17 protein-coding genes are annotated in these 17,132 nt (G+C 72.1%); 10 read left to right on the plus strand and 7 right to left on the minus strand.

Annotated features, from left to right (window positions below):
- Positions 1–28: 28 nt before the first annotated feature.
- Positions 29–625, minus strand: coding sequence for a phosphatase PAP2 family protein (locus ABT295_RS20190; RefSeq protein ID WP_352396193.1), 597 nt, complete (start codon positions 623–625; stop codon positions 29–31).
- Positions 626–767: 142 nt separating this feature from the next.
- Entirely contained in the window at positions 768–1,133 is a 366-nt protein-coding gene (locus ABT295_RS20195) for an ArsR/SmtB family transcription factor (protein ID WP_352396194.1), read from the minus strand.
- 27 nt (positions 1,134–1,160) lie between these two features.
- Here ABT295_RS20195 and arsB point away from each other — a divergent pair, with 27 nt between their 5' ends.
- Positions 1,161–2,303 (plus strand): ACR3 family arsenite efflux transporter, encoded by a 1,143-nt coding sequence (gene arsB, locus ABT295_RS20200; RefSeq protein ID WP_502991235.1) that lies wholly within the window; start codon positions 1,161–1,163, stop codon positions 2,301–2,303.
- The gene (locus ABT295_RS20205; protein ID WP_352396196.1) at positions 2,300–2,734 is read left to right on the plus strand and encodes an arsenate reductase ArsC; all 435 of its coding nucleotides are present in this window, start codon (positions 2,300–2,302) and stop codon (positions 2,732–2,734) included. The genes arsB and ABT295_RS20205 overlap by 4 nt, the downstream gene beginning before the upstream one ends.
- A gap of 39 nt (positions 2,735–2,773) precedes the next feature.
- Here ABT295_RS20205 and ABT295_RS20210 read toward each other — a convergent pair whose 3' ends face one another.
- Positions 2,774–3,166, minus strand: coding sequence for a DUF302 domain-containing protein (locus ABT295_RS20210; RefSeq protein WP_352396197.1), 393 nt, complete (start codon positions 3,164–3,166; stop codon positions 2,774–2,776).
- A 188-nt stretch (positions 3,167–3,354) separates the two neighbouring features.
- Here ABT295_RS20210 and ABT295_RS20215 point away from each other — a divergent pair, with 188 nt between their 5' ends.
- The 4 genes from ABT295_RS20215 to ABT295_RS20230 all read left to right on the plus strand — a co-directional run bounded on the left by ABT295_RS20215 (position 3,355) and on the right by ABT295_RS20230 (position 7,559).
- Complete coding sequence (locus ABT295_RS20215; RefSeq protein WP_352396198.1) at positions 3,355–4,776, plus strand: rhodanese-like domain-containing protein; 1,422 nt, start codon at positions 3,355–3,357, stop codon at positions 4,774–4,776.
- A 91-nt stretch (positions 4,777–4,867) separates the two neighbouring features.
- The gene (locus ABT295_RS20220; RefSeq protein WP_352396199.1) at positions 4,868–5,035 is read left to right on the plus strand and encodes a DUF8730 family Cys-rich protein; all 168 of its coding nucleotides are present in this window, start codon (positions 4,868–4,870) and stop codon (positions 5,033–5,035) included.
- Positions 5,036–5,083: 48 nt separating this feature from the next.
- On the plus strand, positions 5,084–5,899 hold the full coding sequence (locus ABT295_RS20225) for a sulfite exporter TauE/SafE family protein (protein WP_352396200.1): 816 nt from the start codon (positions 5,084–5,086) through the stop codon (positions 5,897–5,899).
- 232 nt (positions 5,900–6,131) lie between these two features.
- On the plus strand, positions 6,132–7,559 hold the full coding sequence (locus ABT295_RS20230) for an NAD-dependent malic enzyme (RefSeq protein ID WP_352396201.1): 1,428 nt from the start codon (positions 6,132–6,134) through the stop codon (positions 7,557–7,559).
- Between the two features lie 287 nt (positions 7,560–7,846).
- Here ABT295_RS20230 and ABT295_RS20235 read toward each other — a convergent pair whose 3' ends face one another.
- Positions 7,847–8,254, minus strand: a complete 408-nt coding sequence (locus tag ABT295_RS20235) for a transferase (protein ID WP_352396202.1) — start codon at positions 8,252–8,254, stop codon at positions 7,847–7,849.
- A gap of 211 nt (positions 8,255–8,465) precedes the next feature.
- On the opposite strand from ABT295_RS20235, the gene ABT295_RS20240 reads away from it, so the two are divergent.
- The 3 genes from ABT295_RS20240 (at position 8,466) to ABT295_RS20250 (ending at position 12,096) form a co-directional block, all read left to right on the plus strand.
- Positions 8,466–9,476, plus strand: coding sequence for an aldo/keto reductase family protein (locus tag ABT295_RS20240; protein WP_352396203.1), 1,011 nt, complete (start codon positions 8,466–8,468; stop codon positions 9,474–9,476).
- A gap of 270 nt (positions 9,477–9,746) precedes the next feature.
- The gene (locus ABT295_RS20245; RefSeq protein ID WP_352396204.1) at positions 9,747–11,501 is read left to right on the plus strand and encodes an FG-GAP-like repeat-containing protein; all 1,755 of its coding nucleotides are present in this window, start codon (positions 9,747–9,749) and stop codon (positions 11,499–11,501) included.
- 55 nt (positions 11,502–11,556) lie between these two features.
- Positions 11,557–12,096 (plus strand): hypothetical protein, encoded by a 540-nt coding sequence (locus ABT295_RS20250; RefSeq protein WP_352396205.1) that lies wholly within the window; start codon positions 11,557–11,559, stop codon positions 12,094–12,096.
- A 27-nt stretch (positions 12,097–12,123) separates the two neighbouring features.
- Here ABT295_RS20250 and ABT295_RS20255 read toward each other — a convergent pair whose 3' ends face one another.
- The gene (locus ABT295_RS20255; protein ID WP_352396206.1) at positions 12,124–14,058 is read right to left on the minus strand and encodes an HNH endonuclease signature motif containing protein; all 1,935 of its coding nucleotides are present in this window, start codon (positions 14,056–14,058) and stop codon (positions 12,124–12,126) included.
- A 205-nt stretch (positions 14,059–14,263) separates the two neighbouring features.
- Here ABT295_RS20255 and ABT295_RS20260 point away from each other — a divergent pair, with 205 nt between their 5' ends.
- Positions 14,264–15,172 carry a universal stress protein gene (locus ABT295_RS20260; protein ID WP_352396207.1) on the plus strand — a complete coding sequence of 303 codons (909 nt, stop codon included), beginning with the start codon at positions 14,264–14,266 and terminating at the stop codon, positions 15,170–15,172.
- 40 nt (positions 15,173–15,212) lie between these two features.
- Here ABT295_RS20260 and ABT295_RS20265 read toward each other — a convergent pair whose 3' ends face one another.
- Both ABT295_RS20265 and ABT295_RS20270 read right to left on the minus strand, forming a co-directional pair.
- Entirely contained in the window at positions 15,213–15,656 is a 444-nt protein-coding gene (locus ABT295_RS20265; protein WP_352396208.1) for a universal stress protein, read from the minus strand.
- A complete protein-coding gene (locus ABT295_RS20270; protein WP_352396209.1) occupies positions 15,653–17,056 on the minus strand; it encodes an MFS transporter in 1,404 nt (467 codons plus the stop codon). Before ABT295_RS20270 ends, ABT295_RS20265 begins: the two co-directional genes overlap by 4 nt.
- Positions 17,057–17,132: the final 76 nt, after the last annotated feature.

Raw genomic sequence — 17,132 nt, forward strand, 5'->3', positions numbered from 1 at the left:
CACCGATCCTCGGTGCCGCCCCAGGCGTCTACGCGGCCGGCGCGAGCACGCGGTGGACGACGGGGAGCCGTCGCAGCGCCCCGGCCAGGCGAGTGAGCGGCAGCCGCACGAGCAACCAGCCGACACCGGCGACCACCCCGCCGAGGGCGAGGCCCGCAACGACGTCGTGCGGGTAGTGCGCGCCGACGTAGACGCGGGTCACGGCCATCAGCACCGCGGCCGCAGCCGCGAGGGCGCCCAGGCGCCTCGACACGACGAGCAGGCCGACGGCGACGGCACCGGCCATCACGGAGTGGTCGGACGGGAAGGACCAGTCCGTCGTCCGGTCCACCAGCGTCAGGGCCGCGGGGTGGGCGGCATACGGCCGGGGCTCGGCGACGAGGGCAGCGACAGGCTGGTTGACCGCGATCGCGAGCGCCGTCCCGAGGCCCGCCCAGAGCGCCGCGGCCAGTTGCCGGTCGCTCGCACGTCGCCGACGCCAGACACCGAGCACCACCAGCGCCGCGAAGACCACGACGCCGTACGTGGCGTACGCCACGGCCGGCGCGTGGAGCGCCGTCGTCGTTCGAGCGAGGTCGTTGAAGCGCAGGAACAGGCTGTCGCTGAGGCCGAGCAGGCGGCTCACGGTCGTCCTTCGGGTCGGTCGCGCGGCAGGACGCCGCAACCCGCAGGATGACGTGAGGATCTGAGAGCGGTCTCAGAGCCCGGAGCGCGGAGCACAGGGCGCGGACCTCGGAGCACGGACCTCGGAGCACGGACCTCGGAGCTCAGGGGAGGAAGCGCCGGACGTCGTCGAGCGCGTCGGCCCGGAGCCGGAACCAGGCCCAGGTGCCGCGCCGCTCGCGGGTGAGGATCCCGGCCTCGACGAGCGTCCTGAGGTGGTGGCTGACGGTCGGTTGCGAGACCTGCACGCCGTCGGTCATGTCGCACACGCACGCCTCCTGGCGGGGCGAGGCGCCGATGATGCTGAGCAGCTGGAGCCGGACGGGGTCGGCGAGCGCCTTGAGCAGCGCCGCGCGCCGGTCGGCCTCGGCCCGCTCGAGCACGGGCACCGGTGCCGATCCGCACGCCGAGACGCTCGGGACGTCCTGCGGGGTCCTCGACAGCGTGGTCGTCAGCGTCGTGATGCCCATGGGTCCACCGTCCGTCGGCCTGTATCGATGAGGGTCCATGTTGACACACGTCGATGCAGCCGTCACCGTTGCCGCGTGACCCGAACCACCGCGCAGCGCCCGACCGCTCCCGACCCCGTCGCCGGGGGGCTCTCGACGCTCGACCGGTTCCTGCCCGTGTGGATCGGTCTGGCCATGGTGGCGGGCCTGCTCCTCGGACGCCTGGTGCCCGGCCTCGGCGACGCGCTGTCGCGCGTCGAGGTCGACGGGGTCTCGCTGCCCATCGCGCTCGGCCTGCTCGTCATGATGTACCCGGTGCTCGCCAAGGTGCGCTACGACCGGCTCGACTCGGTGACCGGGGACCGTCGTCTGCTCGTCGGCTCGCTCCTGCTCAACTGGGTCGTCGGTCCGGCGCTGATGTTCGCGCTGGCCTGGATCTTCCTGCCCGACCTGCCGGCCTACCGCACCGGCCTCATCGTCGTGGGCCTCGCGCGCTGCATCGCCATGGTCATCATCTGGAACGACCTCGCGTGCGGCGACCGCGAGGCGGCGGCCGTGCTCGTCGCGCTCAACTCGCTCTTCCAGGTCGTGGCGTTCGCCGGTCTCGGCTGGTTCTACCTCTCCGTCCTGCCGGGCTGGCTGGGTCTCGAGCAGACCGGCATCGACGCCTCGACGTGGGACATCGCGCGGTCGGTGCTCGTCTTCCTCGGCATCCCGCTCGTGGCGGGCTTCCTCTCGCGCCGCCTCGGAGAGCGTCGGCGCGGGCGCGACTGGTACGAGAAGACGTTCATCCCGAAGGTCGGGCCGTGGGCGCTCTACGGCCTGCTCTTCACGATCGTCGTGCTCTTCGCCCTCCAGGGCGACGCGATCACCTCCCGCCCGCTCGACGTGGCCCGCATCGCGGTGCCGCTGCTCGCCTACTTTGCCATCATGTGGGGTGGCGGCTTCGCGTTCGGCGCCGGCATCGGGCTCGGCTACGAGCGCACGACGACCCTCGCCTTCACCGCCGCCGGCAACAACTTCGAGCTCGCGATCGCGGTCGCCATCGCCACCTTCGGCGCCACCTCGGGCCAGGCGCTCGCGGGGGTCGTCGGCCCGCTCATCGAGGTGCCCGCCCTCGTCGCCCTCGTCTACGTCAGTCTCGCCCTCCGTCGTCGCTTCACCCACCCGGAAGGACCGATTCACCCGTGAGCACCGAGACCCGACCCGCCGACCGGCCGTCCGTCCTCTTCGTCTGCGTGCACAACGCCGGCCGGTCGCAGATGGCGGCGGCCTACCTCGCCCACCTCGCCGGCGACGCCGTCGAGGTGCGTTCCGCAGGGTCCGCGCCCGCAGAGCGGGTCAACCCCTCCGCGGTGGCCGCGATGGCCGAGGAGGGCATCGACATCACGGCCGAGACTCCCAAGGTGCTGACCACCGATGCCGTCAAGGAGTCCGACGTCGTCATCACCATGGGGTGCGGCGACACGTGCCCGATCTTCCCGGGCAAGCGCTACGAGGACTGGGAGCTCGCCGACCCGGCCGGTCGGGGCGTGGACGCCGTGCGACCCATCCGCGACGAGATCAGGCAGCGCGTCCTGCGACTGCTCGAGTCGCTCGACGTCACCCCCGCGCAGGCCTGAGCAGAGCGACGAGCGGGGCGACGAGCGGGGCGTCGTCGGTCAGCCGGCGACGAGCTCGAGCGCGCGTCCGAGCCGCTCGCGGGCGTCGGTCGCGACGTCGACGAGCCCCTCGTTGCGGGTCATCGTCACCATGGCGGCCGGGTCCATCGCCTCGACGAGGGTGTGGGCGGCGTCGAGGCTGCGCACGACGACGTTGCACGGCAGCAGCACCCCGATGGAGGGCTCGGCCTGCAGGGCCGCGAGCGCCAGGGGAGGCCGGCAGGCGCCGAGGATGACCTGGGGAGCGATGTCGGCGCCGAGCTTCGCCTCGAGGGTCGCCGCCAGGTCGATCTCCGTCAGCACCCCGAAGCCGACCTCGGAGAGGGCCTCTCGGGTCGCCGCCAGGGTCGTGGCGAAGTCCCGGGGGATCGTGGCCGTCAGCACGTAGCCCATCAGGCAGCCCCCGAGCAGTTCCGTGTCGCCATGACGACGCTCCTTCGATGCAGGGTCCTATGGACCTCGAGCATACCCAATGGGGTATGCCGTCGCAGCCCGACGACGTCCGCGCGCCGGTCGTGTTCGTGAACTTATACCCCAGGGGGTATAGTTCAGGTCATGACGACGAAGTGCCAGGAGGACGCATGACCACCCCCGCTGCCGGATCCGCGACCGTCATCGGGTTGGCGACCGTCGTCGCGATCGACACGCCCACCCTCGGCGACCGCAGCTACCTCGCCCACGACGGGCAGGTCGCGGTCGTCATCGACCCGCAGCGCGACATCGACCGCGTGCTCGGCCTCGCGGCGGACGCCGGCGTGCGGATCACCCACGTCTTCGAGACGCATCTGCACAACGACTACGTGACCGGCGGCCACGCGCTCGCCGTGGCGACCGGTGCGGCCTACCACGTCAACGCCGCCGACAGCGTCTCCTTCGAGCGGGTGCCGGTGTCCGACGGCGACGTCGTCGACGTGTCGCCGAGCCTGCGTGTGCGCGTCATCGCCACGCCCGGCCACACCTTCACGCACCTGTCCTACGCCCTCGAGTCGTCCGACCCGGCGACGGAACAGTTCGAGACCGTGGGCGTCTTCACCGGAGGTTCCCTCCTCTTCGGCGCGACCGGCCGCCCCGACCTGCTCGGCGCCGCGCACACCCACGACCTCGTGCACCACCAGTACGCGTCGGCGCACCGCCTCGCCCACGTCCTTCCGGACGACGCGCACGTGCTGCCCACGCACGGCTTCGGCAGCTTCTGCTCCGCGGGCTCGACGGGCGACACGACCGCCTCGACCATCGGCCGCGAGAAGCGCGCCAATTCGGCCCTGACGCAGGACGAGGAGCGCTGGGTGTCCGACACGCTGGCCGGGCTCGACGCCTACCCCGCCTACTACGCCCACATGGGCCCGGCCAACAGCACCGGGCCGCAGGCGCCGGACCTCACCCCGCCCGAGCAGGCCGACAAGGCCGTGCTCGCCGACCGGATCGACCGCGGTGAGTGGGTGGTCGACCTGCGCAACCGGACGGCATACGCCGCCGGGCACGTCACGGGCACGTTCAACCTCGGGGTCGACGGCCAGTTCGCGACCTACCTCGGCTGGCTCATCCCGTGGGGCACGCCGCTCACGCTGCTCGGCGACAGCGCCGAGCAGGTCGCGGAGGCGCAGCGCGAGCTCGTCCGCATCGGCATCGACCACCTCGAGGGTGCGGCCACCGGTCGCCCGGAGGGCTGGACCGACGGTCGGCTGGGCTCGTTCCCGCGCGCGACCTTCGCCGACCTCGCGCAGGTGCGCCACCACCGCCCGGTCGTCGTGCTCGACGTGCGTCGCGCGACGGAGTTCGACGACGGGCACGTCATCGACGCCGTCAACCTGCCGTTGCACGAGCTCCTGCAGCGGCTGACGGAGGTGCCGGCGGGGGAGGTCTGGGTGCACTGCGCCGGCGGCTACCGTGCGTCCATCGCCGCCTCGGTGCTCGCCGCCCATGGGCGCCACGTCGTGGCGGTCGACGACAGCTTCGCCGAACGGGCCGCGGCGTCCGGGCTGTCGCTCGCCGGCGCTGCCTGACCCACCGCACCACCCACCAGCCCACCCCCGACACCCGACACCCAACCGGGTCGCCGATCACCGGCGGCCTTGACCCTGAAGGAGATCCACCATGTGCCGACCCGCCACCTGCAAGACCTGCGGCAAGACGACCTGGGCCGGCTGCGGCCAGCACGTCGACCAGGTCATGCGCTCGGTGCCCACCGCGCAGCGCTGCGCCGGCCACGTCAAGGCCGAGACCGGCGGCGGGGGTTTCCTCGGCCGCCTGCTCGGGCGCTGACCCGACGGTCCACCCCGACCGACCCGACCTCCCCAGGAGACCCCACCCGTGCCCCTGCTGGCCGTGCCCCTCGGAGTGCTCGTCGGCCTCGCCCTCGGGGCCCTCGGCGGCGGTGGCTCGATCCTCACCGTCCCCGGCCTCGTCTACGTGCTCGGCCAGGACCCGCGCCACGCGACGACGAGCTCGCTCGTCATCGTCGGCACTACCGCCCTCATCGCCCTGGTCCCGCACGCGCGCGCGGGGCGGGTCCGATTCGCCCAGGGGCTGCTCTTCGGGGCGCTCGGCACCGCGGGGTCGTATGCCGGCACCGCCCTCTCGCGCAGCGTCCCACCCGCCGTGCTGCTGCTCGCGTTCGCGGCGCTCATGCTCCTCGTCGCGAGCCTCATGATCCGGCGTGCGCTGAGCTCCCGCGGCGCTGCGTCGTCGCTCGACGTGACCCTCGAGCCGATGCTGACGCTCCGCCCGCTCCGGTGTGCCTGCCCGCGCGTGGCCAAGGTCGTCGTGACCGCCACGGCCGTGGGCCTGCTCACCGGGTTCTTCGGCGTGGGTGGGGGATTCGCGCTCGTGCCGGCACTCGTGCTCGCCCTCGGGTTCCCGATGCCGACGGCCGTCGGCACCTCGTTGCTCGTCATCGCCGTCAACAGTGCGACGGCCCTGGCCGCCCGGGTCACGCACCCGGCGAGCGGGCTGGACTGGCCGCTCGTCGCCACGTTCACGGCGGCCGCCGTGGCCGCGAGCCTGGTCGGTGGTCGCGTCGCGTCGAGGGTGGACCCCCGACGGCTCACGCTCACCTTCGCCGGGTTGCTCGTGCTCGTCGCCCTCTACACCGCGGTCCGCAGCCTCGCCGGGCCGGGGGCGGTTTAGAAGGGTCCGGTATATCCGTTTTGCACATTTCCGTGGCATTCCGTGGGACAGTGGCCGACGGAGGCGGAGGAGCCACGCCGTATGCCGCCGACCCAGCTCGGCGGCATACGGCTGGAGTCCACGCAGCGACGTCTCAGGCGCTCCTGGCACGGTGCGGCGGTCATCGTGCCGGGCCCGCTCCGGGTGGAGGATGGCCGTGTCGGGGCACCGAGGCACGCGCAGGAGGACCGCCATGGCCACACCGAGTCCGGGATACTCCATCACCGTCCGGGTCGAGGTGCCCGCCGCCTCCAACTCCACCGCGGCGCTGACGACGGCCGTCGCGTCCGCGGGCGGCGCGCTCACGGCGCTCGACGTGGCCGAGAGCCGCACCGACCGGCTCGTCGTCGACGTCACGTGCGACACGACGGACGAGCGACACGCCGCCCTCATCACCGCGGCCATCGCGGCGATCCCGGGCGCCGACGTGCGCAAGGTGAGCGACCAGACCTTCCTGCTGCACCTCGGCGGCAAGCTCGAGGTCAACCCCAAGGTGCCGCTCAAGCACCGCGACGACCTCTCCCGGGCGTACACGCCGGGGGTCGCTCGCATCTGCCTGGCGATCGCCGAGCACCCGGACGACGCCCGGAGACTCACGATCAAGCGCAACACCGTGGCCGTCGTCACCGACGGCTCGGCGGTGCTGGGGCTCGGCAACATCGGTCCGCTCGCCGCGCTGCCGGTCATGGAGGGCAAGGCGGCGCTCTTCAAGCAGTTCGGGGGTGTGGATGCCTGGCCGGTGTGCCTCGACACGCAGGACCCCGACGCCATCGTCGAGATCGTGCGCGCGATGGCGCCGGTCTACGGCGGCATCAACCTCGAGGACATCTCCGCGCCGCGGTGCTTCGAGATCGAGGCCAGGTTGCGCGGGATGCTCGACATCCCGGTCTTCCACGACGACCAGCACGGGACGGCGATCGTCGTGCTGGCAGCGCTGACGAACGCGCTGCGGGTCGTCGGCAAGAGCCTCGACGACGTGCGCATCGTCGTCTCGGGCGTGGGCGCGGCGGGGCACGCCATCATCCGGCTGCTCCTCGCGCAGGGCGCCCGCGACATCGTCGGGTGCGGGCGCGAGGGCGCGGTGCACTCGGGCGCCAAGGGGATGGAACCCTTCCGGCAGTGGATCGCCGACCACACGAACCCCCGCCACGAGACGGGGTCGCTGCGTGAGGTGCTCGCCGGCGCCGACGTCTTCATCGGCGTCTCGGCGCCGGACCTGCTCACGGGTGACGACATCGCCACCATGGCGCCGGGCGCGGTCGTCTTCGCGATGGCCAACCCGGTGCCCGAGGTCGACCCGATCGCCGCGTCGGTGCACGCGGCCGTCGTGGCCACGGGGCGGTCGGACCACCCCAACCAGATCAACAACGTGCTCGTCTTCCCGGGGTTCTTCCGGGGGCTCCTCGATGCCGGGGTCACCGACGTCGCCGACGCGATGATGGTGGCGGCCGCGTCGGCCATCGCGGACTGCGTCGAGCCGGAGGAGCTCAACGCGAGCTACGTGGTGCCGAGCGTCTTCGACCCGCACGTCGCGCCGGCCGTCGCGGCCGCGGTCCGCGAGGCGGCGGCGACGGTCACGTCGGGACGGATGCCGTCCGACGGCGCGCGGTCGCCGGGCTGAGGGGCGGTCGCACCGCGACGTGCGAGGAGGTGGCGTGCGAGGAGGTCACGTGCCGACGTCGGGAGGGCACGGGTGCGAGCCTGCCGGCCCTTGTCAGGGACCGCGTCGACCCGCGTCACGACCCGTCGGCGGCGCGGCGAGCCCACCCCTGGCTACCAGGCACCGGTGCGTGGGCTGGCGACGGCCCCGGCATGAGCCCGGCATGAGCCCGGCATGAGCCCGGCAGCAGGCGGCAGGCGTCGCCGGCCGGGTGGCGGGTGAGTCGGCGTGGGGTGCCTTGCTCGCCGTCAGGCGGCGCGGGCGCCCTTGGTGCCGCCACGGATGACGGCGTGGGGCGGCACGACCTCGTCGGTGTCGACGCGCGCGCCGTCCCAGACGTGGGTGTCGGCGCCGATCTTGGTGCGGGCGCCGATGCGGGCGTCACGGCCGACGACGGCACGGGCTGCCACGTGTGCGGCGGTGCCCACCACGGCCCCCGCGTGCACGACCGCCTCGCGGTCGATCCACGCGCCGGCGCTGATGCGTGCTCCGGCCCCGACGACCGCGCCGCGGTCGACGTAGGCGGAGGGGCCGACGTGTGCCGATGCGTCGACGTGGGCGTGCGACTCCACGAAGCCGCCGCCGTTCTCGTGGCGGACGTAGCGCAACATGGTGCCGTTGTCCTCTTCGAACTCCTCGTACTTCCTGCGTCTCACGATCCACCTCCTGGTCTCTGGGGGACGAGCCGTCCGGCCCGTCACGTGCGTCCAACGTTCAAGCACCCTTGAAGATTCCGACGCATTTGCTTCAGTGGGTGTACCCGGACAACGAAACGGCCAACCGTCCAGTTCCAGCCCTCGAACAGGGGGCGCGATGCGCCTCGGGGCGCCTCTGGCGCACGCCGGCTGGCGGCATACGGTGGGAGGCATGAACTTCCGATACCTCGGCAACAGCGGGCTCAAGATCTCAGAGATCACCTACGGCAACTGGCTGACCCACGGGTCGCAGGTGGAGAACGACGTGGCGACCCAGTGCGTGCGCGCCGCCCTCGACGCCGGCATCAGCACCTTCGACACCGCCGACGTCTACGCCAACACCAAGGCCGAGAGCGTGCTCGGCGACGCCCTCAAGGGCGAGCGCCGCGAGAGCCTCGAGATCTTCACGAAGGTCTACTGGCCCACCGGGCCCGGCGGCAAGAACGACACCGGCCTGTCGCGCAAGCACATCATGGAGTCGATCAACGGCTCGCTCGAGCGGCTGCAGACCGACTACGTCGACCTCTACCAGGCGCACCGCTACGACACGGAGACGCCGCTCGAGGAGACGATGCAGGCGTTCGCGGACGTCGTGCGCCAGGGCAAGGCGCTCTACATCGGCGTCAGCGAGTGGACGGCCGACCAGATCCGCGAGGGCGTCACCCTCGCCAAGGAGCTCGGCTTCCAGCTCATCTCGAGCCAGCCGCAGTACTCCATGCTGTGGCGGGTCATCGAGGGCGAGGTCGTGCCGACGTGCGAGGAGCTCGGCGTCAGCCAGATCGTGTGGAGCCCCATCGCGCAGGGTGTGCTGACCGGGAAGTACCAGCCGGGTCAGCAGCCGCCCGAGGGCTCGCGCGCCGCCGACGAGAAGGGCGGCGCCGACATGATCAAGCGCTTCATGAACGACGACGTGCTGACGCGCGTGCAGAACCTCAAGCCGATCGCCGACGAGGCCGGCCTGACGATGGCGCAGCTGGCCGTCGCCTGGGTGCTGCAGAACCCGAACGTCGCGGCGGCGCTCGTCGGCGCCTCGCGACCCGAGCAGGTCGCCGAGAACGTCAAGGCTGCCGGTGTGACGCTCGAGCCCGAGCTCATGACGAAGATCGACGAGGTCCTCGGCGACATCGTCGAGAAGGACCCGGGCAAGACGAAGGAGACCGCGCCGCAGCAGCGCGTGGCCTGACCCCACAAAGGTCGTCACGTGCTCGACCGGGCGCCGAACGACGCTCGTGCCTGCAGCCCCGTCCCTCATCGCGAGGGGCGGGGCTCGCGCGTGCCGGGCGTCTGAGCGCCTGGGTGCGCCGCGGGTCTGCGCGAAGCCCCACGCGTCCGTTCGCAGCACGGTAGCGTCGCGGTTCTATTGTCCCATTCATCCGATACCGCATGGTTCGGACGGCAGGAGCCCGCCCGCATGACGCCGATGGTGCACGTCCACCGATCCAGAACCGCCCTCGTGGCCCTGACTGCCCTCGTCCTGGGGGTGAGTGCCCTCCCCACCGCCGCGCTGGCGTCGCCGCCGACCGCCGCGGTCGCGACGACCACGCCCCCGGAGCCGGTGGGCGCACCGGCGGGCATCGAGCCGATCGCTCCCTACGTGCCGCCGACCTCGTGCGACCCGGTCGTCAAGCCGGGGACGGCGAAGCTCGCCGAGCTGCTGGGGTCGACCTACGGGGTCGCGGTCAACACGAGCGAGCCGTGCGCTCCCGGGTGGAAGCCGGAGAGCTACCTCGCTGAGGGGCGCGCGGTCGAGCTGACCTTCCATCGCCACGACCCGGCGCAGGCCGCCCAGGTGCAGGCATTGTTCTCGTGGCTCAGCCAGCCCGACGCGCGAGGCAACGCGTCCGGCAATGCCCGTCGCCTCGGCGTCATGCGCATCTCGTGGGACGGCAAGGTCTGGGGCCAGTACCGTGCGGCTGACGGTTGGACGATCGGCCATCCCTCGTGCTCCGGCTGGGTCCAGACGGAGGACATGGACCACCTCTGCCATCGCGACCGCATCGAGCTGGATCTCTCGTGGGAGGGCGCCTGGGGCCGCACGTCCTACTGGACGCGGTCGGTGGCGAGCGTCGACCGCGGCCCGTGCCGGCTCCGGGGGTTCAACTGGGCCGCGCCGTACACGACGCCCAGCACGGCGTCCTGCGCGGTCCTTGCCATCCTCGAGGGGGCGCCGACCGACCCCGGGTTCGTCCGCGTCCTGGCGACCAACTCCGGGATGCAGCTGCGCGAAGGTGACACCGGATCCGTGGTGGCGGCAGTGCAGGCCGGCATCGGGGCGCCGGTGACCGGGCGCTTCGAGACGAGCACGACGACCGCCCTCACCGCTTGGCAACGTGCCCGGTCACTGCCACCGACGGGTGTCGTGGACATCCCGACCTGGCGCCGTCTGCTCGCGGTGCACCGGATCTTCCGTCCGGACGGATCGGGACCGGCGCACCGCGCCGGTCTCGGGGCCAGCGGCGTGACGGCCCTCATCATGCCGTTCTCCGAGGGCCACGTCCGAGTGGGTCTGCCGAACCGCAAGCATGGTCCGGCGGACATCTACTACCTCGGTGGCCGCTTCGGTTCGCTCCGAACGCTCGTGTCGCCAGGTGACCTCAACGACGACGGGACGAACGACCTGCTGTCGGTGTCGACGCAGGGCCGCGTGGTGTTGCATCCTCTGGGTGGCCTCGGTGGAGCCGGCGCGATCAGCCTCGGTCTCCCGGTCACCTCTGGATGGCAGATCTACGACCGGGTCTTCGGGGGCGGGGACTTCAGCGGCGACGGCCGGCCGGACGTCATCGCGCGCACGCCGGCGGGTGATCTCTTCCTCATCCGTGGCGACGGGGTCGGAGGGTTCCTCCCGGGGCGGACGCAGATTGGGCGGGGCTGGCGCTCCTTCGACATGCTCTTCTCGCCGGGAGACTTCACCGGTGACCGCAAGCCGGACATCGTCGGTCGCCGGACGGATGGCAGCGTCTACGTCTATGCCGGCAACGGGCGCGGCGCGCTATCCGGCTCCGGGGTGCTCATCGCGCGTGGCTGGACGGTCTTCGACCAGGTGCTGTCGGCGGGGGACACCGACAGGGACGGCGCCGCCGACCTCGTCGCGCACCGGTCGGACGGCAATCTCTACCTGTACCGCGGGACAGGTCGTGGCCGGCTCGTGCCGGGCAACGTGCTCATCGCCACCGGCTGGGAGTCGAACAAGACCGTCGGCATGTGGTGAAGGGGCTGGGGACAACTCGAACGGGTGGGCCTTCGGCAGGTCCACGATGGCGGGCATGAGCCTGCACGGACTGCCCGACATGTTCCGAGAGCTGCCCATGACGGACCGGCGGGTCGCCGCCGACGTCATGGATCTCCTGATGCGCGACACCGACCGGGCCACCGGCTGCGCAGCCGTCGTGGTGTGCGACGAGGAGCACCGTGGCCTGCAGCCCGTCCTGCTCCACGACGACCCGCCTCCCCGGTCGATCCCACTGCGCAGCAGCGGGGCCCGGAGCTCCGGCCATGCGCGGGAGCGGGCCCGCGACGCCGGTCGTGACCGCCACGAGGTGGCTCGGGACCCGAGCCGCCTCGTCGGGCTCGAGGACTTCGACCGCCTCCTCGACCTGTTGCTGCCGCTCGTGGTCGCGCGGTCCGGCTCGGTGCTGCTCGGTCGGGGCCGCCCCCGGGGGATGGTGGCCGACGACGTCGACCGGCTCTGGCACCAGCACGCGATCGACCGTTGTCGTGCCCTTGACGTGCCGTTGCTCGGCTTCTACGTCGCCACCGGTGACGGGATCTTCCGGCTGCCCGATCCGCTCACGGCCGTCTCCTGAGCGGCCGGGGGCCGGGGGGCGCCGCGGTCAGAAGGGAGGCTGGTCGCTGTCGCGGGTGCCGGCTGTGTGGCGCCGCTCCACCGCGTCATCCGGGTCGACGACCTGCGGGGGCAGCAGCGCGGCGTCGCGCACCGCCTCGAGCCAGTCGCGGGGGCTGGTCACGTAGGTGCGCCCCGCCTGAGTGCGCCATCGGACGGTGTCGCCGTCGCGGCCTACGTCCCAGTGCTCGTGCGTGTGCAGGTTGTGGTGGGCACGGTGCTTGCTGGTGAGGTTGCCGACGGCGGTCGGGCCGAGCGGCCACGGCACGTCGTGGTCCAGGTCGCAGCGCGCGGCCGGAACGGTGCATCCCGGACCTCGACAGGTGCCGTCGACGGCCTCGACGACGGCGCGCATGGCCGCCGTCGGGCGGTAGGACCCAGTGGAGAGGTCGAGCGCAGCCCCGGTGGCGTCGTCCACGAGCAGGCGCCGCCAAGCCGCATCGTCGGTGAGGGCGATCCGGCGGGCCAGGTCTGCCGACACCCATCCGTGCCCCGGCAGCTCGCCGGGGGCGGTCGTCAGTCCCAGCAGTGCGTCGACGGGCACGATGACCGTGACCCTCGCGGCCGGTCTCCGGCCGAGACGAGCGAACCAGGGCAGGGGTGCCTCCGCCGCGGGTTCATCTGGGACAGCGACTCGTTCCGGCCCACGCAGGTGCCGCGACGGCCCGTCGCCGACGCCTTCGCCCGGTACGCCGCCAGGTGCCACCCGCTCCGTGGTGCCGTCCGTAGTGGTTGCATCCGCGGTGCTCGCCGGCTCGGCTGGTTCGGCTGGTTCGGCGGGCTCGGCTGGCTGGGTTGGTTGGTCCGGCTCGGTCGGATTGGTCGGCGCAGGTGGCCTGCCGTTGGCGCCGCTGGCGCTGGCGCTCGGGACCGGCCGACAGGAAGCGCCGCAGTCTGCCGGGTGGGCAGGATGGAACGGGCTGCCCTCGCACGTGCCGGGCCAGCCAAACATCAGGGTGTCGGTGATGACGTCCGCCCGGATGGCGTCGAGGTCGCGCTGGTCGCCGGCAGCTCGCGCGGCGCGGGCGACGGCGTCGGCCCGTTCGAGCGCGGCGACGACCTTCTCGGCGTCGTTGATCACCGTCAGGGTGCCGAGCCCGTCCCGGTCGATCTGCGCGTGCGCGCCCCGGCGTCGGCGCGCCGCCCGCCGCCGCTCCGCAGCCTCCCGGTCGGCAGCCACGCACGCCCGGGTGAGGCGCTGCCTGAAGAGCGTCGGTAACGGTGGCGCGCCGTCCTTGAGGCGAAGCGTGGCCTCCACGATCGCCGGGCCGCACTCGGCCGGGAGCGACCGCAGCTCTGCCTGGATGGTGCAGGCCCGATAGAGGCTGACGCCTCCCTGGCGCAGTCGTGACCGCAGCTCGGCCGCCCCGGGGGTGCGGGCGGTGGCCAGGTCGAGCCGGGCGTGCACCTCCTGGCTGCCGAGCCCGGTCGCCGTGGACACCTCCATGACGGTCAGCTCGTCCGGGTCGATCCAGCCCTTCGGCTTCGGCCGGCCCAGGGAGGTCAGCCGCGCTGCCTCGGCGGCCTCGATGTCGGCCTGGAGCCGAGCCAGCGCCTCGAGGCCGACGGCGTCGAGGACGGCCTTGCACCTCTCGACGGCCTCGAGGACCCGCAGGTCTGCATCGGCCAGGGCCTCGGCGGCATCGACGTCGTCGCCGGGGACCGCGGGGGAGAGGTCGTCAGACACGGCCTCGAGCAGCTCGCCGACGAGGGTGGGCACCTCGTGCGACAGCAGTCGCGTGGCGACCTCCTTGCGCAGGGTTCGTTCGAGCAGGGGCAACGACCGCTGCCGCAGCGGCCGGCGCGCGTCGGCCCGTGCCCCGTAGAGCGTGGTGAGGTCCGCGAGGTCCACGATGGCGTCGCCCTGGCGCGAGGCGTCCTCGGAGGTGTGCCAGCCCTCCGACCGCACGGCGTCCGCGCTCATCCCCGTCTCCTTCCTGGACCTTTCCCTCACCACAATTAGAACAGGTGTTCGAACAGTCGGGAAGGCGTTGTCCACATGCCCTTGCCCCCCGGGGTCGCTGCGGAACGTGTCGGAGCCGTCACACCTCGCCGCCGGCCACTCCTCGAGGCGGGACGATGGAGGTGGCCGGAGCATGCGGCCCCGACCGAAGTGGAAGGGGAGTGCCATGAGTGCCGCCAGCAACGAGTCCATGAGCCACGGGATCGTCGTCGGCTACGACGGCTCGCCGGGCGCTCGCCTCGCCCTCGAGTGGGCCGCGGAGACCGCCAGACGGGATGACCGGCAGCTGACCCTGCTGCACTGCGTGGGGCTCACGATGACCCCGACCTTCCGGGCATACGACCCCGGCGTGCAGGCGAACGCCTACGACCAGATGTCGCGTGGCGTGCTCGCGGAGGCCGTCGAGATCGCCGGAAAGTGGTTGGACCGCAAGGACATCCATCCGCTCAGCGTCATCGGCAGCGCCGCCGCCGAGCTCGTCGGCGAGTCGGACCAGGCCGACCTCGTCGTCACCGGATCGCGCGGCCACGGCAGCATCTCGTCCGGCCTGCTCGGTTCGACGTCGTATGCCGTCACCGCCCACGCGCACTGCCCCGCGGTCGTCGTCCGGGGTGACTCGGTCGTCCACGCCGGTCCCTCGCACCCCGTCGTCGTCGCCTTCGACGACTCGAAGCACGCGCAGACAGCGCTCGACATCGCCATCCCCGTGGCGGCCGCCGCGGAGGCGACGTTGCGCATCGTCGCGGTCGACAACGTCGGTGGCCTGGAGGTGTGGCCCGAGACCGACTCGGTGCTCGGGCGCGAGGAGATGATCGACTCGATGCACCGCCACGTCGGCGACGCGCTCCGCGAGGTGGCCGACGCCACGATGGCCGCCCACCCCGGGCTCGATGTGCGCACCGACGTCCTGAACGGCGCGTCGGGACAGACGATCGCGGCGTACGCCGACGACGTGCGGGCCGGGCTCGTCGTCATGGGCTCTCGCGGGCACGGCGGCTTCACCGGCATGCTGCTCGGCTCGGTCAGCCACCGGGTCATCCACGACGCCTGTTGTCCGGTCATGGTCGTGCACTGACCCCCACGGACGTGGTGCGGGCAGCAGGCGTCGGGGGTCGTCAGCGCCGGGGCGGCACGACGACGACAGGACAGTGCGAGACGCCCACCAGACGCCCGCCCAGCCAACGGGCGCCCAGCTGGGTGGCGCTGCCCGCGTCGATGACGACGAGGTCGGCCGAGCGGCTCTCCTCGACGAGCACCGACCGTCGCTTGCCGGCCACGACGCGGGTCTCGACGAGGTGGTCGTGACCGAGCACCCGGGCGACGTCGTCGGCCAGGCGGCTCTCCTCGGCGTCCCGGCTGCGCTCGTCCGCGACGACGGACGGCAGCCGTCCGCCGGTCGCGGTCTCGGGCGCGTGCGGGCGCCACGCCCGGACGGCGACGACCCGTCCGCCGCGAGCGGCAGCCTCGTCGGCCGCCCAGCGCAGTGCGCCGGGGGAGCCGCTCGTCGGGCTGACCCCGACCACGATGGTGAACTCCCGGGCGGCCGCGGCGAGGTTCATGCCGTCGCCTCCGCGTCGTCGGTGACCTTGCTCAACGGGTCGGCCACGTCCTCGAGCGACTTGCGCTCGGCGTCGATGCCGATGGCGAGCGCGACGACGCCACCGATGATCATGATGACGGCACCGGCGACGTAGCCCCAGGTGAGCGGCATCCGGTCCTTGCCGTCTCCGATGAGCGCGCCGTAGAGCACCGGGGCGATCGCGCCGGCGCACTGGGCGACGACGAAGAAGTAGCTGATCGCCTGACCGCGCACCTCGATGGGGAAGATCTCGCTGACCGTGAGGTAGGCGGCGGACGCGCCTGCCGAGGCGAAGAAGAACGACACGCACCAGAAGATCGTGTGCGTCGTCGCGTTGAGCATCTCGGCGTGGAACGCCCACGCGGAGACGAGCAGCACGACGCCCGCGATCGTGTACGTGCTGAAGATCATCTTGCGGCGCCCGATGGTGTCGAAGAGGTGACCGAGCAGCAGCGGTCCGAGCAGGTTGCCGGCCGCGAACGGCAGGAAGTAGAGCGACGTGCCTGCCTTGTCGATGCCGTAGAAGTTCGTCAGCACCAGCGCGTAGGTGAAGAAGATGGCGTTGTAGAGGAACGACTGCGTCACCATCATCGTCAGGCCGAGCACCGTGCGGCGGCCGTAGCGCCGGATGAAGACGTCCCACAGCACCTTCGGCCCCATGCGCTCCTCGGGCTTGACGAGGATCGCCTTGCTCTCGTCGACCTCGGAGACCTCGCCGCCCTCGCGGCGCACGCGCTCCTCGATCTCGGCGACCGTGCGCTCGGCCTCCTCGGCGCGACCGTGCGTCAGCAGCCAGCGCGGGCTCTCCGGGATGTGCCGGCGCAGCCAGATGATCGACAGGCCCAGCACCGGCCCGATGAAGAACGCGATGCGCCAGCCGATGTTCTCGGCGACGTTGTCGGGGTTGAGCAGGTAGAGGTTCGCCAGGGCGCCGAAGAACGCTCCGCCCCAATAGGTTCCGTTGATCGCGATGTCGACGCGGCCGCGGTAGTGCGACGGGATCAGCTCGTCGATCGCGGAGTTGATCGCGGTGTACTCACCACCGATGCCCATGCCGGCGATGAACCGGAAGACCCAGAGGAACCACATGTTGGGCGAGAGGCCGGCGAGGCCCGAGCCGACGAGGTAGATGACCAGCGTCATGATGAAGAGCCGCTTGCGGCCCAACCGGTCGGTGAGCCGCCCGAAGGTCAGCGCGCCGACGACCTGGCCGACGAGGTAGACGGTGCCGGTCAACCCGACCTGCGCCGCCGACATGCCGAGCGCCTTCTGGAAGCCCGACTCCGACACGATCTGGATCTCGAGGCCGTCGAGGATCCACGACACCCCCAGTCCGAGGACGACCGACCAGTGGAACTTCGTCCACGGCAAGCGGTCCATCCGGGCGGGCACCAGACTTCGAATGGCCCCGTCCGTCCGTTGTGCGACAGCCTCGCTCATCCCATCTCCTTCGATT

The sequence above is a fragment of the Terrabacter sp. NPDC000476 genome (genome assembly GCF_040300125.1).
Lineage (GTDB): Bacteria > Actinomycetota > Actinomycetes > Actinomycetales > Dermatophilaceae > Terrabacter.